A 21,778-nucleotide genomic window follows, 5' to 3' on the forward strand; every position below is an offset into this window, starting at 1 on the left:
CGCTCTTCAACAAGGCGAGAACGAAATCGTGAACGGACTCATTGCCCTTTGCGGAATCCTGTTCCTCTTCCTGCTGGCGGGAGGCCTGATCGGACTGACCGATCGCGAGCGCTTCGCGAGGCGCTGGCTGGCGGTCGCCGCCTTGCTCGTGGTCGTGAACGACGTTCTTCTCACCGGGGGCTACGGAACCTTGCCAGACCTGTTTCCGGGCGCCGAGCGCAACTGGCAGGGGAAGCTGCTCGCCTTGGCGCTGAGCCTGGCCATTGCCGCGCTTCCAGTCTTCGGGTGGCGCCGGGTCGGCCTGACGATCGCCCAATCGACGGGAAGCCTGAAATCGGCCCTGCCCGTCCTGGCGCTCTACTGCGCCATCTTCGTGGCGCTCGCCCTGATCTTTCCCAACGGCGAAACGAGCGGCGAGGACCTCGCCTTCCAGCTTAGCCTTCCGGGCCTGGAGGAGGAGCTTTTCTATCGCGGGATCCTGCTGTTCGCGCTCGACCGGGCCTTCACCGGTCGGTGGCGGTTCCTGGGCGTCGATTGGGGCTGGGGGGCCGTCCTGTCATGCCTTCTCTTCGGTCTTGCCCACGCCTTCGGCTATTCCGGCGGCGCCTTCAGCTTCGATCCGCTGGCGATGGCGTTGACCGCACTGCCCGCCTTCATCGCTGTGTGGCTGAGACTGCGGACCGGCAGCCTGGTGCTTCCGATCCTGATGCACAATTTCGGCAATGCGATCATGATTTCAGTCTGATCGCGCGCCTTCCGGTTCAACGCCTCGGCTTCCCGGGCGAGAACCGCCGTGGCGCGGTCTCTCCTTCAACGGGAATATCGAATGGGCGACCGCCTGGAGGATCTGCTCGCGCGTGAAGGGCTTCGCGACCACCGCGGCGCCCGATGCCATTCGGGGCAGATGCTCGGCACCATAGCCGCTCACGAAAACGAAGGGGATCCCGACTTCTTCCAGAGCGCCGGCAACCTCGTCGACCAGTTCGCCGTGGAGATTGCCGTCGAGCAGGGCGCCATCCACGGCGGCGTCGGCGATCAGGTCGAGCGCCTGGCGTGAGGTCGTCGCCGGGCCCGCTATCTTCGCCCCCGCATCCTCGAGAATGGCCGTCAGCTCCAGTGCCACGAGCGGCTCGTCCTCGACGACCAGGAGCCGCTTTCCCGCAAGGTCAGGCAGGGGTGCCTCGTCGCCGCGGTGAGGCTCGACCGCGGTCGCCGCCCGTTCACGTTGACGCTCGGTGACCTGGTCCGCCCGAAGCGGAAGCTCGATCACCCAGCGCAGGCCGTGGCTTCGCCATTCGGCGCCGGCTACCCCGCCTTCCGCTTTCAGGCTTCTCTCGATCAGCTTCGTTCCGAAGCCCCGTTGCTTGGGCGGCGATACGGGAGGTCCGCCATTCTCCTCCCAAACGAAGCGGAGGAGGTTCCCGGCTGCCGACCAGTCGATCAGGACCGATCCGTCGGGGTTCGAAAGGGCGCCATATTTGTTCGCGTTGGTCCCGAGCTCGTGAAGGATCAGCGCCAGGTGAAGCGCCACTTGCGGCGAAAGCTGCACATCGGGGCCGCTGGCGACGACCCGTGAGGAGTCCAAGGTGCCGATCTGGAACTGATCGTCGACGAGCTCGGTCAGGCTTGCGCTTCGCCAGGTGGCACTGCTCAGGAGCGAATGGGCTCGTGCAAGAGCCTGGATCCGTCCGGTGAACTTGGCCGTGAACTCCTTCGGCTCGGAGGAATGGCGAAGCGTCTGCTGCGCGATCGCCTGAACCGAAGCCAGGCTGTTCTTCACCCGGTGGTTGAGTTCGCCGATCAGGAGCTGCTGAGTATCCTCGGCCCGCTTGCGCTCGGAAACGTCGAGGATCTGGGCATGGACGGAGGGGAGCGTGCCCTTCGAGTCGACGATTGCGGAGATATACCATTCGCAGGTGAGGACCTGGCCGTCATTGCGCCGAACCCGGCAGGTGAGGGTCGATCGCGAAGCCGCTCCCGACACCAGCTGGTCGAACAGCAACGAGAAGGCGCCTCGGTCCTGTTCGTCGATCCAGTCGAGGGCGAAGGCCGAGCGGCCGATCATGGCATTTTCGGGCCAGCCGAACATCCGCTCGGCGCCCCTCGACCAGGAGATGAGCCGCGCGTCCGAGCTGAATTCGACGATGGCGAGCGGGGAATTGTCGATATGGGCATTCAGCCGTCCGAGCGCGCGGCTGAGCTGCCGGGCCGTCGACTTCAGCTCGTCGCGCTGCTTCACCAGCTCGCGGCCGCGCTTGCTGACTTCAAAGAAGACGTCCGCCTTGCTTCGAAGGATCTGCGGATCGACCGGCTTCAGCAGATAGTCGACCGCCCCGGCCTCGTAGCCCCGAAAGCGGCGCCGGTCGTCGGTGGCGACGGCAGTGAGGAAGATGATTGGAATGGACCGGGTCCGCTCCACTCCGCGCATCAGCTCGGCCAGCTCGAAACCGTCCATCTCCGGCATCTGGACATCGAGCAGAGCGAGCGCGACGTCGTGGACGAGCATCATCTCGAGCGCCTCCGGGCCAGAGGTCGCCTTGAGGAGTTCCAGCCCGTCGCGCTTCAGCAGCGCTTCGAGTGCGACGAGATTCTCGGGAACGTCGTCGACAATCAGGAACTTGATCGTCTCGGCCTCAGGCCGCGGCATGACGAAGGTCCTTCCTTTCGAACTGCATCGAGCGCCGGTAGATTCGCTGTTCCCGGTCGAACAGGTTGAAGGCTTCCGAATGCCTGGAGAAATGCAGCGTTTCCTTTGCCCCCAGCCCGAGGAAGCCGCCATGGACCAGGGAGTCGCGGAACAGCTCGATCGCCCGATCCTGGAGATCGCGCCCGAAATAGATCAGGACGTTCCGGCTCGAGACCAGATGGCATTCGCTGAAGACCGAATCCGCGGCGAGATTGTGCTGCGAGAAGACCGCTCGTCCTTTAAGGCTCTTGTCGAACGCGGCGGCGCCATAAGCGGCCGTGTAATAGTCCGAAAGCGAGGTCCTGGCGCCCGAGGCCCGGTGATTGGCCGTGAAGCCGGCGATCCGGTCGAGGCCGAAGATCCCGCGTTCCGCCTGGCGAAGCGCCCCCGGGTCGATGTCGGTAACGTAGAATTGCGTCCTCGGCTCGAGCCCCTCCTCTCGAAAAAGAATGGCGAGCGACCAGAATTCCTCTCCGGTCGCGCATCCAGCAATCCACACCTTCAGCGAAGGAAAGGTCCGAAGATGCGGGATCACATGCTCGCGAAGCGCCCGGAAATAGGACGGGTCGCGAAACATGTCGCTGACCTTGACGGCCAGTATCCCGAGCAGGCTGGCGAAGGCGCCGGGATCGTGAAGGACCAGATCCTGCAGCGCCGAGTTGGTCGAGCATCGGAAGTGCTGGCGCGCCCGCTCGAGCCGCCTGAGAATCGAGCCGCGCGAATAGCCGCGAAAATCGTAATGGTAGCGCCGCCAGATGCCTTCGAGCAGAAGGTCCGTTTCGAGTTCCTCGATCGGGCTTGCGCTGACGGTTTCGCTCATCGCGGCATCCAGACTCGGACGAGGGAAAGGAGCTTCTCGACGTCGAGCGGCTTGGCCAGATAGTCGTTGGCGCCGGCGGCGATGCATTGTTCATGATCCTGGAGCATCGCCTTGGCGGTGAGCGCGATGATCGGCAGCTCCTTCCAGTCCGAACGCTTGCGGATTTCGCGGATTGCCGTCAGCCCGTCCATTTCGGGCATCATGATGTCCATCAGCACCAGATCGATGGACCTTCCACCGGGAAGCGCCGCTTTCTCCAGGACCTCGAGCGCCTCGCGGCCGTTGCGGGCGATGCTGACGGTGGCGCCATGAGGCTCGAGCAGGCTGGTGACCGCATAAACGTTCCTGATGTCGTCCTCGACGACCAGGATGTGCCGCTCCTCGATTGCGGAATCCCGGTTGAGGGCCCTGGCAATCAGCCGCTGCTGCTGCTCGGGCAGGTCGGAAACGACCTGGTGGAGGAAGAGCGAGACTTCGTCCAGAAGCCGTTCGGGCGACTTGGCACCCTTGACGATGATCGACTTGGAATAGCGACGAAGCCGAAGCTCCTCGTCGGCCGTCAGGTCTCGGCCGGTATAGACGATCACCGGCGGGAAGGAGAGATTCTCGTCCTTGCTGAGCTGGTCGAGCAGGTCGAAGCCCGAAGTGTCGGGAAGATTGAGGTCGAGCACCATGCAATCGAACGTGATCTCGCCAAGCCGCTGCTGGCATTCGGCGCCGGTTCGCGCCGCCACGGTTTCGACGTCGCGCGACGCGAGCAGGGCGCGAAGCCCGTCGAGCTGACCGACATCGTCCTCGACGACGAGCACCCGGCGAACCCTTTGCGCCAGCCGTGCCTCGAGTCCGGCAAGAACCTCCATCAGTTCCTCGCGCCGGATCGGCTTCATTGCAAATCCGATCGCCCCCTGATGAAGCGCCGCTTCGGTATAATCGTTGACCGAAACCACATGGACCGGGATGTGGCGAGTGCGCGTATCATGCTTCAGTCGGTCGAGCACGGACAGGCCGCTATGGTCGGGAAGACCGACGTCGAGGATGATGGCCTGCGGAAGATATTGGCGCGCCATCAGGATGGCGTCTTCGGCATTGCCGGCGATCAGGCACTGGAACCCGGCCTCGTGGGTGAGATCGTAGAGCACCTTCGCAAAGGAAGGGTCATCCTCGACGACGAGGATCGTCCTCGTATCGCCGGCAAGCCTTTCCCGATCGTCTCCGACGATCACGCCCCGCCCTGAGCCGGGCGGCGCCTTGGCCTCTTCCGCTGGCCGATAGAGCAGAGCGGGCGAGGCGGAAGTGCCGGACTCGCGGGCAGGGACGGCCGAGACGGCCACGAAGGCCGGTTGGGAAGCCGTTGCCGACACATCCAGGCTGGGTGGCAGGACCAGGGTGAAGGTGCTGCCCGCACCGGGCGCGCTTTCCACCCGGATGTCGCCGCCGAGCAGGTGCGCCAGGTCACGCGAGATGGACAGGCCGAGGCCGGTGCCCCCGAACTTGCGGCTGATTGAGCCGTCCGCCTGGCGGAAAGCCTCGAAAATCGCCTGCTGCTGATCGCTGGGGATGCCGATCCCGGTGTCACTGACGGCAAAGGCGATCCGACCGTCTTCTGCCCCGACTTTGAGGAGGACCTCACCTTCGTCCGTGAACTTGACGGCGTTGGACACGAAATTGCGAAGCACCTGCTCGAGCCGCTGGGGATCGGTTTCGAGCTGCCGGGGCGCGCCCGAAGCGAGTTCGGCGCGAAGGGAAATACCCTTTTCGGTCGCGGCAGCGTCGAAGGCGCTTCGAACCTTCTCGATCAGGGGCTCGATCCGGACCCTTCGGACCTGAATCTCCAGCCGTCCCGCTTCGATCTTGGAGATGTCGAGAATGTCGTTGATCAGGGTGAGCAGGTCGTTGCCCGAAGTTTCGATCGTGCGGGCGTAATTGACCTGGTCGGCGGTCAGGTTGCCGTCGCGATTGTCCGAAAGAATCCGGGCCATGATCAGCAGCGAGTTGAGCGGCGTTCGAAGCTCGTGCGACATGTTGGCCAGGAACTCGGACTTGTAGCGGCTGGCCTGTTCCAGTTCCCGGGCCTGGGCCTGGAGCGCCGACTGAGCTCGGCTGAGGTCGTCGCGCTGAACTTCGAGCAGTTGCGTCTGCTCCTCCAGCTGAGCGTTGGTCTGCTCCAGCTCCGCCTGCTGGGTTTCGAGCCGGGCCTGCGATTCCTGGAGCGAGCGGCTCTGCTGTTCCAGCTCTTCGTTGGTGGAGCGAAGCTCCTCGCTCTGAACCTGCAGTTCTTCCGCCTGTTGCTGGGTTTCTTCCAGAAGCTCCTGGAGCCGGGCGCGATACTTGGCCGACCGGATCGCGATGGCGAGCGACTCGCCGGTGCGTTCCAGCAACTCCTGAGCCCCGTCCGGAATCCCGTCGAGGAAGCCGAGCTCGACGACGGCGAGGACCTCGCCGTCGGAAAGGGCCGGAGCGATCACGACCGCGGACGGCTTGCCCTGGCCGAGGCTGGATCCGAGATAGAGATAATTTTCGGGCACGTCGTCCAAAGTGAAGGCTCGGCGTTCGGACGCTGCCTGGCCGAGCAGGCCTTCATCCGGTCCGATCCTCTTGGGAACCGGAGAGTCCGCCGGTACTCCAACAAGGGCGCATTGCGCATAGCCGCCCTCGTCGCGAACGAAGATCGCGCCCGCTCTTGCCCCCAGATATTGGGCCAGAAAGGAAAGGATGTTGCGGCCAAGTTCGGCAACGGTCTGCTCGCCCGACATGGCGGCGCTCAGGCCGACCTGACCGTTCTGGAGCCAGGTCTGGTGGCGGACTGCCAGTCGGCCGCGAATGAAAAGATAGCCGATCGTCCCGATCACCCAGGCGGTGACCGCGCCGAGCGTTCGGTTCGTCTGGGCGATGTCGGGATCGACACCGGGCTGGGCGAACAGGAAGCCTACTGACATGAGCAAAGTCGCCACCGCGGCGAGGACCGGCGGAAGGCGCGGCTCGCGCGAAAGGAAGGACAGGGCGATCGGGAAGAGGTAGATCACCCACACGGCCGTCCCGAGCGGGAGCAGGAGATCGGCAGCGCAGGGGACGAGGATGAGCGCCAGCAGGCCGACGCGCAGCCAAAATTCCTGGTTCTTGTTGGACGCAGCGGGCATTGAGAGGATCCTGATGCGCCCCCCCACGGAGCCCATAGCCAAAGGGCTCTCCTGATCGCAACCCGAAGCTCCTGCCTGCCTGGCCGGCTCAACAGGGTCCCGCACCGGCGCACCCTTTCTTAACCTGCATTGGTTAGTGAAGAGGCGGGATTGAGCTGGGGGGCTCGATGGGGAAGTTTCGAACGGCTTCGGCCGAACGGCCGCTTCTGGTCGGAGGCGGGATCGGCTTGATCGGCCGGGCGCCGCGAATTTCGGCCGGCGTGCGTCCGATCGCCATGGGGTGGTGCGGCAATGCCTGAAATGGCCCGGCTTCTCCCGCAATATGTCGAGCGCGAGCCACGATCGTCCGCCGATCTGCCGGCGCTGATCCTCTGCGCGGACGGCGCAGAGATTTCGGCCCGGGTTCGCAACCTGTCCAGCAACGGCTGCTTCGCGGAGGTGGCTCAACCGATCATGATCGGAAGCCAGATCGCCATCCTTCTCGGGGAAACCGGCCGGCGCGAGGGCCAGGTGCGCTGGGCGCTCGGCCACCGCGTCGGGATCCTGTTCGCGCCGGAATAGGTCGTACCTCGCGACTCTTCGGTCCGCTCGAATCGTTTCGGATCGATTGCGGCTTTTGCGTAGTTGAACCTCGGCGGGTGCGTTCCTTTCTAACGGGCGAACCTGAGGGCAGGCGCAGTTGCGGCCCGCCTCATGCGGCCGAGAGGGACGATCATGACCAGAGATCCGGAAACGGCAGGATTCACCCTGAACCAGACGATGCTTCGGGTCCGCGATCCGGAGGCGTCGCTGGACTTCTACACCCGCGTGCTGGGAATGACTCTGCTCCAGCGCCTCGATTTCGCGGAGATGCGCTTCTCCCTGTACTTTCTCGCCTTCCTGAACGAGGGCGAAGAGGTTCCGGCCGACCCGGCCGAGCGGGCCCGCTTCGTCTTCTCCCGCGAAACCACGATAGAGCTGACCCACAATTGGGGGACGGAAAGCGATCCCGACTTTGCCGGCTATCATAGCGGCAACAGCGAGCCGCGCGGGTTCGGCCATCTCGGCATCAGCGTTCCGGACGTGGACGCCGCCTGCCGGCGCTTCGAGACGCTTGGCGTCCCCTTCGTCAAGCGTCCGCAGGACGGCAAGATGAAGGGCATCGCCTTCATCACCGATCCGGACGGCTACTGGATCGAAATCCTCTCGCCGGAGGGGATGGCGCGTCTCCTCGACGCACCCCCGGCCTGAACCTCAAGAACATCGCTGGAGTCTGTCAGTCGTGAATCCTGTCGCCACGGCCTTCATTGGCATTGGCCGCCAATTGCTTCCGCCGCAGGCGGAGGTAGGCGCCGCCGAACGCTCGCGCGCCGTTACCAACCTGTTGGTCGATGCGGCCGCCGGGACGGCGATCGGCGCCCTCAACAGCGGCGTCGTCCTGCTTGCCCTGGCGCTTCATATCGGCGCTTCGAACGTCCAGATCGGACTCCTCGCCGCCATTCCGCTGCTCACCCAGATCCTTCAGGCGCCGACGGTCAGCCTCGTCGAATCCCTGCGCATGCGGCGGCTGATCTCCGTCACTTCGCTCTTTCTCGCCCGGCTGGCGCTGCCCGTCTATGCGCTCGTCCCTTTCATTCCCGATCGCGACATGGCGGTGAGCGTCCTGCTCGTGGCGGCGCTCGTTCATTACGGCCTCAACGCCGTCGCGGCCTGCAGCTGGAACAGCTGGATCAGGGACCTGATTCCCGGCGAGACGCTCGGCCGATTCTCGTCACGGCGGGGGCTGGTCGGAACCGGGGTCAGTGCCGTCGCAACGATCGGAGCGGCGGTGGCGCTTCACCTCGCCAGCGGGTCGGAATCGACCGGGAATCTCGTCTTCAGCGGCCTTTATCTGGTCGGCTTCCTGTGCGGCATCGTCAGCATCGCCGCTCTCGCCCGGGTTCCCGAGCCGGTGATGCCGGCGCGCGAAGCGACGACTCCGCTTCGCAAGCTGCTGTGGCAGCCGCTTCGCGACCGCAATTACCGGAACATGCTTCGCTACCTTGCGAGCTGGCAGTTCGCGGTGAATCTCGCGACGCCCTTCTTCACCGTCTACATGGTGCGCGAGCTCGGCTTCAGCATGTCCTTCGTGCTTGGACTGACCCTTGCCAGCCAGGTCGCCAACATGGCCGTGGTCCGCGGCTGGGGTCGGCTCAGCGACCGCTACACCAACAAGACGGTTCTCGTCGCCTCCACTCCGCTCTTCATCCTGTGCATCGCCGGAATGGCCTTTGCGAGCGAGCTTGCCACCGATACGGCGAGGGCCGCCTATCTGATCGCCCTTCACGTCGTGATGGGCGCGGCGGGCGCCGGCGTCGGCCTGGCTTCGGGCAATATCGTCATGAAGCTCAGCCCCTCCGGAACTTCCACCAGCTACATGGCGACGAACGCCCTCGTCGGCGCGCTGGCGGCGGGCGTCGCCCCGGTCTTCGGCGGCTGGGCCGCGGACTTCTTCGCCAGCCGACGGCTCGAGCTCCGGCTCGACTGGGCGAGCCCCGGAGGCGTCGACCAGCTGCTCGGCCTCGCTTTCACCCATTGGGAGTTCTTCTTCCTCCTGTCGGCCCTGATGGGGCTCTACACCCTGCATCGCCTCTCAGCCGTCGACGAGCCGGGAACGGTGGCGCCGCGCGAGCTGGCTCAGCAGGCCTGGTCCTCCGCTCGCCGGACGCTCCGCAACGCCTCCTCCGTGGCCGGGCTCCGACTCGCTGTCAGCTTCCCGGCCGGCGACCTGATCAAATCGCGCCAGCGCCGGCGGCTGCTGCTCGAGCCGGTCTATGAAGGCACGGCCGATCCCCAGGATCGCGACCGCGCGGTCGTCGGCACCCTGCTTCGATCGGCCTTTCAACAGGCCGGCGAGACAACGGATCTCGACGAGGTGCTCGGCCGGATCGATTCCACCTCGCAAAATCGGGCCGCTTCCCGGAGCGCCTTCGGCTTTGCCGGACCGGAGCAGCGACGGAGCGATGGCGGCCGAACGGAAGCCGATCTCGTCGCCACGGACGAGCCGGATCGGCGGCGGAGCTGATCGGTGCCGACTACGGCCTGACCCGGCCGGCGCGCCGGCGGAAGGCGCCGCCTATTCGGCGGCCTCGACGATCGGCATGGGGGCGATCGGCCGGGTTCGGCGCCGACCGCTCCTGCCGAACCAGAAGCTCCAGGTCGCCAGGGTTCCGAGAAGGGTCAGCGCCAGTCCCGAAAAGGTGAGGAGCAGCTTCCAGATCAGTCCGCCGACCTTGGCGGAATGGACCGGATAGAATTTCTCGACGACGCTGGCGGCCGGATCGGCGAGTGCAGGATCATCGCTGCCCAGCACCCGGGCCGTTGCGGGATCGAGATGGACGTAGGTGCGCCCGTTCGGAGTCCATTCGAACGGCTGGCGGAGGCGAAGAACGACCGGTTCCCGGGCCGCTCGGGGAAAGGTCAGTCGACGCGGAACGGCGGTGGGGAAAGCGGCTTGGGCGTTGGTCATCATCTGCCGCCAGTCCGTCTCGCTAGTCACTCCGCCCGCCGTTGCGGTGCGTGACGGAACGGCAGCGGCCGGATCGTGCCAGGGCGCCAGGAGGGTCTTGGGAAGCGCGGGAAAGACCATGAACGCTCCGGTCAAAGCCGACAGGATCAGCAGTGGCGAGGCCAGCGCTCCGATGTCGCGATGCTGGCGGATGATCGCGCTCCGGGTCATCCTTGCCGGCCAGAGTCGAAGATTGAACGTTCGACGGACCCGCCACCACAGGATCAGTCCGGTGACGGCGAAGGCGAGGAGCAGGAGGCCGAGGATTCCGGTCAGATTTTTGCCGGTCTCGCCGAGGAACAGGTAATGGTGAAGATCGAACAGCCACAGCTCCGGCCGACCCCAGAGGCTTTCCCAGCGATCGACGATCTGCCCTGACTGGTCGAGATAGGCGCCGCTGCCGTCGGCAAAGATCGCCTGGTGAAGCCCGAGCGACGGGTCGGCAAAGGTGATCCGGTCGAGCGCCGGGTCGATCGCCAGGGCCGCTTCCACCGCCGCTCCGAAGGCTGCCGGATCGGCCCTCAGCGGATCGTCGGCGCCGGGAAGGGCAATCCAGGAGTCTTCCCACAGAAGAATCGTGCCGCTGAGCCCGATCACGGCGAGCAGAAGCCCCGCAATCGCGCCGGTCCAGCGATGGAGAAGGGAAAGCCAGCGATTCATCCGAAGCGATAATCCCCCCGCCAGCCTGATCGTCCGCCTCTCCGCTATAGTCACTAATGCAACTCACTCGCAACAGGCTGTTCCGCGGCGATACCGCGTCGGGGCGCGCTCCGATCACACCATATCCCGTCCCAGCTTCGAGAACAGGAACATAGGGAAAGGGGAGGGGTTTGCCTCGGCAACCATTACGCGAAATGGAGGAGGCGGTTGCGACATGGACGACGAACGGATCAAGGATTTCGAGCGTGACCTCTGGATTGGCGGCGAGGACGTGTACCGGCGCTGCATGGCGGAGGACTGCCTGATGGTCGTTCCGGAAGCGCCGTTCGTCCTGAGCGGCGAGGAGGCGATCGAAGCGGTGTCGCAGACGCCTCGCTGGTCCAGCGTCGATTTCGACGATTTCCGGGTGAGCCGCCCGGAAGAGGGACTGATCGTGATCGCCTACAAGGCGAGGGCAGCCCGCGGCGAACAGGCCTATGAAGCCTATTGCACCTCGACCTACCGACGGCTCGGCCACGACGACTGGAAGGTGATCCAGCACCAGCAGACGGTGGCACCGGCCCGGGGCGGCTGACCGGAGGCCGCGCTTGGTCGACCCGCCTCCCCGCTCGGACAGCGCATCGGGCGACCTGCGCCGCCGGATCGGCGACGCCTTCCTGGCGGCATTCGAAGCCTTCGATCCGGACCAGCCGATCGCTCTGCTGGGACATTTCGACGCGGACGGCCTTTCCTCGCTCGCCATTCTCGGCCGACTGCTCGACCGGGCCGGTCGGCGGCGAAGGTTCAGGCTGGTCGGCAAGGGCGAAAACCCCTGGTCGGAGGCGATCGCCCGGGAACTGGAAGGCGAAGCGCTTGGCGGGTTGATCGTCGCCGATCTCGGGGTCGGCGCCACCGAGATCGTGCCAGGCTGCCCCACCATCGTGATCGACCATCATGTCCGCCGCGGCGATCCGGCCAACATGACGGTGATCAGCGGCAACGGCATGGAGCCGGAGCCGACCACCTCGCTTCTCGCTTACTGGTGCGCTCAGGCCGTCGCTCCGGTCGACGACCTGCTGTGGCTCGCGGCGCTCGGCCTGATCGGCGACATGGCCGAGCAGGCCGGCTTTGCGGAAATGGAGGAGGCCCAGCAACGGTTCGGCAAGACCGCGCTCCGGAACGCCGTTTCCTTGATCAACGCGCCGCGGCGATCGTCCAGCGCCGATGCCTCGCCGGCGCTGCAACTGCTGATGAAGTGCGACGGCCCGAAATCGCTCCTTTCGGGGATCCATCCCGAAACGGCGGCTCTGCTCGAGGCGAAGGCCGAGGTGCAGAGCGAGCTTCAATCGGCAAGGAAGACGGCGCCCCGGATCCGCGGCGACGTGGCCCTGATCCGGTTCTCCTCACCCTGCCAGATCCATCCGCTGATTGCCCAGCAATGGCGGTCGCGGCTTCGCGACAAGGTCGTTCTGGCGGCGAACACGGGCTACCGGCCGGGCTGGGTGCATTTTGCCGCTCGGTCGGCCTCCGGACGGGATCTCATCCGCTTTCTCGAGCAGCACAAGCCGCCCGGAGCGGACGAGCTTTATGGCGGCGGCCACAGGCAGGCGACCGGCGGCGCGCTTCGTCACCAGGACTGGAACTGGCTGGTCGCGGAATTGGGTTTCCCTGAGGAGCGGATCGGATGACGACGAACGACAGGCCCCTTCGGCTCGGCTTTCCGGTCAAGGTGATGGGACGGCCGGACCTCAAGAGCAACGATACAAGGCGGTGGCAGAACCACCCCCACCTCAAGACTTCGCTCGAATATGTCGACCGAATCCTCGACTATCTGGAGGAGGTCCGGATCGACATGTACCGGCTGAGTTCCGACCTTGCCCCCTATGCGACCCATCCCGACATGCCGCAGTTCCACGCCATGCTTGCGGAAAGCGATTCGGAGCTCGCCGCCTTCGGCGCCAAGGCGCGTCGGCTCGACATCCGGCTGTCCTTCCATCCGTCCCAATATGTGCTTCTCAACAGCCCGGATCCGCAGATCACCCGCAAGAGCATCTGGGACTTCTCTTCCCAAGCGGAGATGCTCGACCGGATGGGCCTGGGCCCGGAGGCGGTGATGGTCACCCATGTCGGCGGAGTTTATGGCCAGCATGAGGAAAGCCGGGCGCGCTGGATCGAAGGCTGGAACCAGTGTCCGGAGCATGTCCGCCGCCGGCTCGTCCTCGAAAATGACGACATTCGCTTTTCCGCTGCCGACGTCCTGTGGATCCACGAGCGGACCGGCGTCCGGCTGGTCTTCGACTATCAGCATTTCTGGTGCCTCAATCCGGAGCGGCTCGAACTGCGTCCCACCCTGGAAAAGTTCCTGGCCACCTGGCCCGAAGGGGTTCGACCCAAGATCCACTTCTCCTCGCCCCGGACCGAGATGCGCGAGATCAAGCGCAAGGTTTCCAATGCCGAGCGGGCCGCGGCCGGCCGCGGCCGGGCAGCGAAGGGACAGGTTACCCGCGGCGCCGTAAAGGCGACGTCGCGGATCAAGACGGTCCTGGTTCCGCCGATCTGGACCGGCCATGCCGATTTCACCAATCCGTTCGAGTTCGCGACCTTCATGCGGATGGCCGAAGGCCTGGAATTCGACGTCATGCTGGAAGGCAAGTCCAAGGACGTCAGCCTGTTGAAGCTCCGCCCGGACCTGCTTCGTTTTGCTCCCGACGTCGCGGCGCGGTTCGGGATTTTCGAGTCCGAGCAATCCGCTCTGGCCGAGATGGAGCGAAGGCTCGAGGAAGGCGTCGCCACCGATAGCGAGCCGGACGTCGACGAGGGAAGCTATGCGCCGCTTCCGGAGGAGGAGCCGGTCTAGCCTGAAGGCGTCGAGGCGATCGGCTTCGCCCTTGTTCCCGGGGTGCCGGCCGTGCTGAGATGGCGCAGCCCAAATCCGGAGGAACGCACGTGAAGAGACGAACTTTCCTGACCGCCGCCCCGATCGCCGCGCTCGGGATCGCCTCCGCCCGATCCGCTTTCGCCCAGACGGCGTCGTCTGCGCCGCCGCTTTCGCCCGCTCTCCCCGCCACCCAATTCTTTCCGGACGTGGAGGCCGGCGACCGGCCCGTGGGCGCCAGCTTCGCGACGCGCTCGGAAGTGTTCGGACGCAACGGCGCCGCCGCCACTGCCCATCCGCTCGGGACCCTCGCCGGGATCGAGATCCTCAAGAAAGGCGGGTCGGCGGTCGACGCGGCGATCGCGATCAACGCCGCGCTCGGTTTTCTCGAACCGACCGCCAACGGCATTGGCGGCGATCTCTATGCCATGCTTTGGGATCCCTCCGCCTCGCGGGTGGTCGGAATTGCCGGCTCCGGACGCTCGCCGCGCGGATTGAGCCTCGCCACCGTTCGCTCGCGCGCTCGAAACGGCATCCTCCCACCTTACGGAGCCGTGACCGTCACCGTTCCCGGAACCGTCGATGCCTGGTGGCAGCTTCACCAGCGTTACGGGCGGCTCCGCTGGGCCGAACTGTTCGAACCGGCCATCGCTTATGCCGAAGGGGGCGTGCCGCTTTCGCCGGTGGTCGCTTATTACATGAACCGGGCGATGGCCAATTACGCCCGGCCCGAGCACGGCATCGAGGAGATTGCCAATGCTCAGGCCACCTATCCCTCGGGCGATCGAGCGCGCGCCGGGGAGATTTTCCGCAATCCCGACCTTGCCCGAACCTACCGGATGATCGCCGAGGGCGGCCGCGACGTCTTCTACGAGGGCGAGATTGCGCGAACGATCGAGACCTATTTCCGACGGATCGGCGGCTGGATGGACCGGGCCGATCTCGCCGCCCACCGGAGCGAATGGACCGAGCCGCTGTCGACGACCTATCGCGGCGTGACCGTTCATGCGATCGGTGCCAATACCCAGGGCATCGCCACCCTGCAGATGCTGAACATGCTGGAGCGGTTCGACATGCGCGAAGCGGGGTTCCAGACGCCGCTGTCAATCCATCTCCAGGCCGAAGCCAAGCGCCTCGCTTATGAGGATCGGGCGCGTTATTATGGCGACCCGGATTTCTCCCGGATTCCCGCCGAATGGCTGGTTTCCAAGGATTATGCCGCCGAGCGGGCCCGGCTGATCCGGCCCGACCGGATCAATCCGAACGTCGCTCCGGGGCAGGCGCCCTCCCGGGGCGATACCACCTATTTCAGCGTCGCCGACCGCAACGGCATGATGGTCTCGCTGATCCAGTCCAACTTCCGCGGCATGGGATCGGGGCTGGTCCCGGATGGGCTCGGCTTCATGCTCCACGACCGCGGCCAGCTCTTCACCCTGCGCGACCGCCATCCCAATGTCTATGCGCCCGGCAAGCGGCCGTTCCAGACGATCATCCCCGGCTTCGCCACTCGGGACGGGCAGCCCTGGCTCTCCTTCGGAGTGATGGGCGGCGACATGCAGCCGCAGGGACAGGTCCAGATCATCCTCAACCGCGTCGACTACGGCCTCGATGGTCAGGCGGCCGGCGACTCGCCGCGCTGGCACCATGAAGGCTCGTCGGAGCAGATGGGCGAGGACGACAAGAGCATCGGCGGCACCGGCCTGCTCCGACTCGAAACCGGGGTTCCCGACCGAACCGTCCGGACCCTTGCCGAAATGGGCTGGCGGATCGGACCTTCGGACGGCGGCTTCGGCCGCTATTCGTCGGTCGAGCGTCGCACCAGCGGCGGCGAACAGGTCTACGCCGCCGCTTCGGACGTGCGAGCGGACGGCATCGGACTGGCCTATTGATCGATCAGCCCGCGGCCTAAGCGCTCGGACGCATCGCTATCGTTTCGGCCTTGTCGCGGATGTCGTCGAGGACTCGACGCATGTTCTGGCGAAGCGCCCAGCGCGCGATCGGCTCCCAGTAGAGGACGGGATCGATGCGCAGCAGGTGGGAAGCCCGCACGGTCAGACGGGTGCGACCCTGCGCAAGCGCGTCCAATTCGAAGCGCGTCTCCCCGGTTGCGAAATAGCCGTGGAGGTGAGGCGCATGCACCTGCCGATATGGACTCATTTCCTCCATGGCTGCCGGCTGGCTCAGCACTTCGAACCCCAGACGGCGACCAGGCTCCCATTCGGTGAGGCGCTCCCGAGCCACCCCCGTGGAGAAGAAGCCGAGCCGCTCGGCACCGGCTCCAGTCCCGAGAAGCCGCCCCCGGAGCGGGTACGCCAATCCGGCCCGGGCGACCAGACCAGGAGGAGAAGCAATCGGTTCGTCGCTCGTGATTGCTCCCCAAACCTGTGCCGGCGGGGCGGATATCTCGATACTTTCTTCGCTGACGATGAAGACGCTGGGCGGCATTGCCGCCTCGAGAGCGAATGCCGCCGGCAACAGAGCGATCGTGAAGAAGGGCCGGCCCCGCCGATGGCCAGCAAGGGCCACGGCATGGCCGATCAATGCGCCGGTGACGGCAGCAAGGGCACCCAAGGGGGCGGCCATGACGATACAGGCGAGCCCCTCAAGCGCGAACATGACAAGGGCGAGGCTCCCCACCGCGGCCGCTGACAGGACCAGACTGATCGTGCGACCGATCCCCAGGTCGGAATCCCTGTTGGTGATGTAGGCTGTCGTGATGCCCACAGTCAGGGGCGTGAGGAGGAAAAGGCCCCAGCCGTATGCGCCGAAGCTTATCGCCGAAACCAGCACTGCCAGGACAATGATGGCAACGCCGGCGAGTACGCCCTGCAGCTTGTGAGCGAGCTGAATGCGCTCTTGTGGATCGGGCGAAGCAGCGACCCTACGCCGAGGTGCGAAGGCTAGCATTGCGATAACCAGGATCTGGACGCCGGGAACGACGGCCAATGAAGCCAACGGATACCAGCGGTCGGCATGAACGGCCCGCCTGAACGACAGGATCGCAAGGATCGACGCGATTGCGAGACTGACGGTGAAAGCGAGCGCTGCTTCGCTGGGCCTGATCCCGGGCAGCGCCGCGAGACGGCCGATGGGCATCAACCAGAAAGGCTGGTCGTAGGCGAGAGGCTGATGATGGAGGCGGAAATAGCCGGCGACGAAAGCATGTTGCGAAAGGATGATCAGCGGCGCCAGAACCGCATAGGCGACCGGTGAAATGGGTGAGGTCATCGAGAGCCAGCGCAACATCATCAACCTCGCGCCGGAACACGAACCGCGGTTCCGGCGGCGTCACCAACGGCCACTCGGCGCAAGGCAGGCCGAGGTGGCAGATCGTCGGGCGTTGCGATGTTCCACGCCAGCCTCAGCGACCGCAAGGTGCAGAGTAGCCACCATCCCGGGTCAACCTGGCCGGGCCGGAGCCCCAGCTTAGCGGAGCCGGGGAAAGCGTGATGGTTGTTGTGCCAGCTCTCGCCCATGCTGATCAAACCGGCGATCTTCACATCGAAACCTTGAACGCAGGCCCCTTCGACAATCCAGGTCTGCCCGCCTTCGCGATGGGCATAATGGCCGACCAGCCAGTGACCGGTGACGCAGATCGCCACGCGCGCGCAGATGCCCCATACGAGCCAAGGCATTCCGCCAATGGCGAAGAACAGGATCGCCCATGGGATTTGCTGCGCCATCCAATAGCGCTCCAAGAAGAAATAGACGCGGTCATTGGCCATCCGGGGTTCGAGACGGAAGGTGGGCGGTCGGTCGAGCCGCAGTTCGCAATGGAGCTGATGCCATGCATCGCGCCAGAAGCCGGCACGGTGAGCGAAGAAATCGTGACAATCCGGCTGCCGCTGGGCCCAGTCCCGCATGTCGTGAATCCGAGTCATTCCGATCGGCCCGGCCATGCCGACCAGCACCCCAAGATAGACGCAGGCATGTTCGAGCCAGAGCGGACATTCGAAGCTGTTGTGGATCAGCCGTCGATGCATCCCCACCGAATGGCCCGCACAGAGCGTCACGGCGCTGGTCGCAAGGAAGAGAAGGAAGGCACTCCAGGTGAAGGTCATCGGGCCGAGGACGAGGGCCGAGGCGGTCATGGAGCCGATCCAGATCGACTTTCCTGACGACCATCGCACCTGTCCGTACACGGGATCCGAAAAAGCGTCGGCGACGATCCGATTCGATCCCGGCACCAGCTGCATGGCGCTCCCCTACTTCTTCTGTTTTGCCTGATCCGGTTCACGCCTCCGGCGGAGCTCGGCGCTTTCCCGCTTCAGCGGCGTGGACACAGGGCAGATTTTCTGGACGAAGCCGTTCAACGTGTTGACGACGCTCTCGCGAACGAGCGAATAGTGAACGAACTGGCCGCGTTTCTCGCTCGTCACCAGGCCGGCATTTTCGAGGATCTGCAAATGCTTGGAGATTGCGGGTTTGCTCATGTCGAAACGCGCCGCAATTTCTCCGGCGGTGAGGTCGACCTCCGCCAGATAGGCGAGGATCTTGCGCCGGGCAGTGGAGGCAAGAGCCTCAAAGACCTTGTCCATCTTGGCAGTCATTTAACTAAAAAGTTAAATTACTCATCGGTCGGTTGTCAAGTGTCCATTGCCTTTTGTGAAGCTGGAGTCGGGCCATTCCTGTCGTGCCGATGAGAGCTGCGGCCCGAGCGCCCCTGCTCGCAACGGCGGTCGCAGCGATCATGACCGGCTGCGCGCCGGCCGCTGATCAGGCTGGCGCTTCCGGCGGAGAGGGGAGCGCGGCATCCCCAGGCGTTGCGACCGGATCCTCGCCCGAGGCGCCGTCGGAAGCGGTCGTCACCTCCCTCGCCGCGATTGCCGGCCCTTGGGATATCGAAAGCTTCGCCGGCTACCGGCCGGGGCGGCTGGGTGCGGATGGTCTTCGTCGAGCGTTCGTCAATGTCGGTCCCCAAGGCCTCTCCTACACGCTCGAATGCAATTATTCCGGCAATCCCGCCTCGATCGACCGCCAGGGCATTCTCCACAACGACAGCAACGAGCCGGGCATCATGACCCAGATGAGCTGCGGGCCGGCGATCGACGCACGCGACAGCCGCTTCTTCGGCTTCTTCTCAAGCCGGCCGCACGTGACCCGGCTGGCGGATGGGCGGATCCGGATGGCCAGCGGCGGAACCGAGCTGATCCTCCAGCGGCCGGATCAGAGGCGGCTCGCCTTTGTCCCTCCACTGGCGGAGATTGCCGGGCGCTGGGTCCCGCAGATGGCATCGCGCACGGAAGGCGGCGGCCATACCGGTTGGGGATTCCAGGAGGAAAGCGTGGTCACCATCACCGCCGACCGGCTGAGCTGGTCGGGATGCGGGGGAATGGCGATCTGGTTCCGCTATAGCGGCGAGGGCCGGATGGAAAAGCTGGGCGAGCAGGGCCGTCCCGCCTGCACCGACAATCCCGGCTCCATTTTCGTCCAGGTCCTGAGGGCAGGGCCGCTGGTCGAGCGCACGGCCGGCGGCGGACTGTCGCTGACCGCCGGCGATCTCGTGATCGGCCTAAAGCGCCCGGAGCCGCGTCCCCGTACCGGTGGAATCGTGCCGGGAATGACGGTTCCGGTCGCCCCGCCGCCTCCTGATCGGGAAAATGGCCGCCGGCGATAGATCGCCAGCCTAGTCGGTCATCGTCACGTCCGCACGGCGAGTCTCGGGGCGGCACGGGCGGATGAATCCGCCCGTGCCGGCTCCTCTTAGCGCTCGGAGCGGCGGACGCCCATTTCCTCGAGCAGATGATGGGCGCCGTCCACCCGGTCCATGACCCACAGCATGTAGCGGCTGTCGACATGGATGGTCCGGTTAACCGACGGCTCGTAGAACCAGTCGGCGATCACTCCGTCCAGGGTTCCGTCGAAGGCGAGCCCGACCAGCTCGCCGCGGGCGTTGAGCGTCGCCGATCCGGAATTGCCGTTGGTGATGTCCACCGTCGACAGATAGTTGACCGGCAGAGTTCCCAGCGCGGGCGAGGCATAGCTTCCATAGTCGCGTGCGCGAACGGCCTCGACGGCCCGGTCCGGGGCGTCGAATTCGCCGGTTCCGGTATGCTTGGCGGCCATGCCTTCGGCGGTGGTGAAGGCCGTCCAGATCTGGCCGTCCTGCTGGCGTCCGGTCACCCGACCATAGGTGAAGCGAAGGCTTCCATTGGCATCGGGATAGATGGGCCGCCCCGTCGCCTGCGCATAAGCGAGCATGCCCTGCATGTAGCGCGACCGCGCGGACTGGAGTCTGCCCGCCAGGTCCTTGGACCTTTGTTCGCGGGCAAGGTCGCCCGGCGAGAGGGCGACGGCGAGCTGGATGAAGGGATCGTCGGACGAACGGAAATCCCCGGCCGGCCGGTCGAGCCAGGCGATCCGGGTGGCGGTGTCGCCAAGCTGGGTTGCGGCATAAAGCCGGTCGAGCCCGATCTGTTCGAGCCGCGCCTCGAAAGCGGAATCCCGGGATTCCGGAGCAAGCTGGCGATATTCGACCAGCGCCGCCTCGAACAGACCGCGATCGACCTGCGGCAGGAAGCGCCGCTCGATCTGGCGAAGCCGTTCGACGATCAGTTGCCGGTCACGGTCCTGATAGCCGGGCTCCCGCTGGGCATCGGGCTTCGATTGCTCCTGAGCCCAGCGATAGAGAAGCCGGGCGGCGCTCAGCAACTGTGCGCGGTTGAGCAGGCCGGAGCGAAGCTCGGCGAGCGCCGCAGCGTTGCTCTCCGCCGTCAGCCGGTCGAGCTCGGCCGCCGCTTCGCCATATTGCCGTTGGCGCTGCGGATCGGCCTGGATCCAGCTGCGATAGGCCTGTTCCTGCTCGCGCTTGCGTTCGGACAGCCGAACGCGCTCGGCGCCGGCCATCTGGCCGATCAGCTTCTTCTTGTAATTGTCGGCGCTCTGCCGGATCGAGGCGTAGCGGATCCGCGCATTGTCGTCGCTCTGGGTGAGACGGCCGATCTGTTCGGAATATTCGGCGAGCAGGCGCTGCTGTAGCGGATAGAATTGGGAATAGTAGAATTCGGCTTCCGATGCGGTCCGAAGCCGGTCCGTCACTCCGGGGAAGCCGGCGAGCATGATGAAGTCCCCTTCGTTGACGCCCTGCTCGGCAATGCGCAGGAAGGCTCGCGGCCGGTAGGGGACATTTTCAGGCGAATAAGTGGCGGAGCTTCCGTCCGGGGCGACATAGGCGCGGTAGAAACCGAAATCGCCGGTGTGACGTGGCCACTGCCAATTGTCGGTCTCGCCGCCGAAATTGCCGACCCCGGCAGCGGGCGCGTAGACGAGCCGGACATCGCGGATCTCAAGCTGCTGCTGAAGCCAATATTCGGCGCCGCCATAATAAGCGCGAACATCGCAGCGCCGGTTCGGCTGGCGCTCGCATTGGGCGATCAACCGGGTGCGGTTGGCTTCCAGCCGGCGCTGGCGATCAAGCCCGCTGAGCCGATCGGTGACACCCTGATTCATGTCGCGGGTGACGTTGCGAAGGTCCTCGATCACGAAGATCCGGCTTCCCGGCGCTGCCTGGACCTCGTCGGCTCGGGTCCGGGCGAGAAAGCCGTCGGTCAGATAGTCGCGGCCAGGCGCGCTGTTATACTGGATCGATCCGACGACGCAGTGATGGTTGGTGGCGACGAGCCCTTCCGGGCTGACGAAGGCGGCGGAGCAGCCGCCGAGCGAAACGATCGCGTTGAGCGGCGCGGCACGGAAATTGGACAAAGCGGCCGGGTCCAGTTCCAGGCCGGCTTCGGTCAGCCGGTTCGCCAGTTCGCGGGTCTGGTGCGGCATCCACATGCCTTCTTCGGCAAAGGCGGCGCTGGCCATCAGCGCGGCAAAGGCGGACAAACCCGCGGCGATCGACTTCATTATCTGCACCCTCCCATTGAAAAGCTCTTGATCCGGTCACTGCGATTAGGCGGCTTTCAGCCCGTCGTGAAGCATGGGCAAAACACGATGTCCGGGCGCATCGACGTGTCAGAAAAGGAAGGCCAGTAGGCCTTGCAGCCACGGCGTAGGGAGCGCTCCGTCGGCGGGAACGCGTTCAAGCCTTGCCTCGGTTTGGCTTGTTTGTTATGATATAGCATCTCATTCTTCATACTGCCTCGTCATCGGA

Annotated in this window: 18 protein-coding genes; 10 read left to right on the plus strand and 8 right to left on the minus strand. The window is 65.3% G+C overall.

From position 1 onward, the window contains the following. Window positions 1-28: 28 nt before the first annotated feature. On the plus strand, window positions 29-745 hold the full coding sequence (locus tag ACRYLT_RS10005) for a CPBP family intramembrane glutamic endopeptidase, BDIM_20840 family (protein WP_482663948.1): 717 nt from the start codon (window positions 29-31) through the stop codon (window positions 743-745). Here the strand turns inward: ACRYLT_RS10005 and ACRYLT_RS10010 are convergent. The 3 genes from ACRYLT_RS10010 to ACRYLT_RS10020 are packed head-to-tail and all read right to left on the minus strand — an operon-like array spanning window position 737 to window position 6,643. Further along, on the minus strand, window positions 737-2,647 hold the full coding sequence (locus ACRYLT_RS10010; RefSeq protein WP_482663949.1) for a response regulator: 1,911 nt from the start codon (window positions 2,645-2,647) through the stop codon (window positions 737-739). The two genes, ACRYLT_RS10005 and ACRYLT_RS10010, sit on opposite strands and share 9 nt — an antisense overlap. Further along, entirely contained in the window at window positions 2,634-3,506 is an 873-nt protein-coding gene (locus ACRYLT_RS10015; RefSeq protein WP_482663950.1) for a CheR family methyltransferase, read from the minus strand. The genes ACRYLT_RS10010 and ACRYLT_RS10015 overlap by 14 nt, the downstream gene beginning before the upstream one ends. Then, the gene (locus ACRYLT_RS10020) at window positions 3,503-6,643 is read right to left on the minus strand and encodes a response regulator (protein WP_482663951.1); all 3,141 of its coding nucleotides are present in this window, start codon (window positions 6,641-6,643) and stop codon (window positions 3,503-3,505) included. Before ACRYLT_RS10020 ends, ACRYLT_RS10015 begins: the two co-directional genes overlap by 4 nt. 167 nt (window positions 6,644-6,810) lie before the next feature. On the opposite strand from ACRYLT_RS10020, the gene ACRYLT_RS10025 reads away from it, so the two are divergent. From ACRYLT_RS10025 to ACRYLT_RS10040, 4 genes are all read left to right on the plus strand, one after another. Beyond that, the gene (locus ACRYLT_RS10025) at window positions 6,811-6,942 is read left to right on the plus strand and encodes a hypothetical protein (protein WP_482663952.1); all 132 of its coding nucleotides are present in this window, start codon (window positions 6,811-6,813) and stop codon (window positions 6,940-6,942) included. Further along, window positions 6,935-7,204: a PilZ domain-containing protein gene (locus tag ACRYLT_RS10030; protein WP_482663953.1), complete on the plus strand. Its 270-nt coding sequence runs from the start codon at window positions 6,935-6,937 to the stop codon at window positions 7,202-7,204. The genes ACRYLT_RS10025 and ACRYLT_RS10030 overlap by 8 nt, the downstream gene beginning before the upstream one ends. Before the next feature lie 153 nt (window positions 7,205-7,357). After that, window positions 7,358-7,873, plus strand: coding sequence for a lactoylglutathione lyase (gene gloA, locus ACRYLT_RS10035; protein WP_482663954.1), 516 nt, complete (start codon window positions 7,358-7,360; stop codon window positions 7,871-7,873). A gap of 31 nt (window positions 7,874-7,904) precedes the next feature. Continuing rightward, window positions 7,905-9,686: an MFS transporter gene (locus tag ACRYLT_RS10040; RefSeq protein ID WP_482663955.1), complete on the plus strand. Its 1,782-nt coding sequence runs from the start codon at window positions 7,905-7,907 to the stop codon at window positions 9,684-9,686. A 51-nt stretch (window positions 9,687-9,737) separates the two neighbouring features. On the opposite strand, the gene ACRYLT_RS10045 is transcribed toward ACRYLT_RS10040, so the two are convergent. Further along, entirely contained in the window at window positions 9,738-10,829 is a 1,092-nt protein-coding gene (locus ACRYLT_RS10045; protein WP_482663956.1) for a PepSY-associated TM helix domain-containing protein, read from the minus strand. A 214-nt stretch (window positions 10,830-11,043) separates the two neighbouring features. Between ACRYLT_RS10045 and ACRYLT_RS10050 the strand changes: the two genes are divergently transcribed. The 4 genes from ACRYLT_RS10050 (at window position 11,044) to ACRYLT_RS10065 (ending at window position 15,572) form a co-directional block, all read left to right on the plus strand. Next, a complete protein-coding gene (locus ACRYLT_RS10050; protein ID WP_482663957.1) occupies window positions 11,044-11,403 on the plus strand; it encodes a DUF4440 domain-containing protein in 360 nt (119 codons plus the stop codon). Between the two features lie 13 nt (window positions 11,404-11,416). Beyond that, the gene (locus ACRYLT_RS10055) at window positions 11,417-12,496 is read left to right on the plus strand and encodes a single-stranded-DNA-specific exonuclease RecJ (protein WP_482663958.1); all 1,080 of its coding nucleotides are present in this window, start codon (window positions 11,417-11,419) and stop codon (window positions 12,494-12,496) included. After that, on the plus strand, window positions 12,493-13,665 hold the full coding sequence (gene uvsE, locus ACRYLT_RS10060; protein WP_482663959.1) for a UV DNA damage repair endonuclease UvsE: 1,173 nt from the start codon (window positions 12,493-12,495) through the stop codon (window positions 13,663-13,665). Before ACRYLT_RS10055 ends, uvsE begins: the two co-directional genes overlap by 4 nt. A gap of 89 nt (window positions 13,666-13,754) precedes the next feature. Continuing rightward, window positions 13,755-15,572 (plus strand): gamma-glutamyltransferase family protein, encoded by a 1,818-nt coding sequence (locus ACRYLT_RS10065; RefSeq protein ID WP_482663960.1) that lies wholly within the window; start codon window positions 13,755-13,757, stop codon window positions 15,570-15,572. 16 nt (window positions 15,573-15,588) lie between these two features. Here the strand turns inward: ACRYLT_RS10065 and ACRYLT_RS10070 are convergent, their stop codons facing one another. From ACRYLT_RS10070 to ACRYLT_RS10080, 3 genes are read right to left on the minus strand one after another with little or no spacing between them, the layout of a single operon-like run. After that, window positions 15,589-16,932 carry an SRPBCC family protein gene (locus ACRYLT_RS10070; RefSeq protein WP_482663961.1) on the minus strand — a complete coding sequence of 448 codons (1,344 nt, stop codon included), beginning with the start codon at window positions 16,930-16,932 and terminating at the stop codon, window positions 15,589-15,591. Next, window positions 16,932-17,879 carry an acyl-CoA desaturase gene (locus ACRYLT_RS10075; protein ID WP_482663962.1) on the minus strand — a complete coding sequence of 316 codons (948 nt, stop codon included), beginning with the start codon at window positions 17,877-17,879 and terminating at the stop codon, window positions 16,932-16,934. Before ACRYLT_RS10075 ends, ACRYLT_RS10070 begins: the two co-directional genes overlap by 1 nt. Window positions 17,880-17,888: 9 nt before the next feature. Beyond that, window positions 17,889-18,221, minus strand: a complete 333-nt coding sequence (locus ACRYLT_RS10080) for a metalloregulator ArsR/SmtB family transcription factor (protein ID WP_482663963.1) — start codon at window positions 18,219-18,221, stop codon at window positions 17,889-17,891. 101 nt (window positions 18,222-18,322) lie between these two features. Between ACRYLT_RS10080 and ACRYLT_RS10085 the strand changes: the two genes are divergently transcribed. Then, window positions 18,323-19,300, plus strand: coding sequence for a hypothetical protein (locus ACRYLT_RS10085; protein WP_482663964.1), 978 nt, complete (start codon window positions 18,323-18,325; stop codon window positions 19,298-19,300). A gap of 86 nt (window positions 19,301-19,386) precedes the next feature. Here the strand turns inward: ACRYLT_RS10085 and ACRYLT_RS10090 are convergent, their stop codons facing one another. Then, a complete protein-coding gene (locus ACRYLT_RS10090; protein ID WP_482663965.1) occupies window positions 19,387-21,531 on the minus strand; it encodes a S46 family peptidase in 2,145 nt (714 codons plus the stop codon). Window positions 21,532-21,778 lie beyond the last annotated feature (247 nt).

It is taken from the genome of Sphingosinicella sp. SM1-17, from assembly GCF_056821765.1.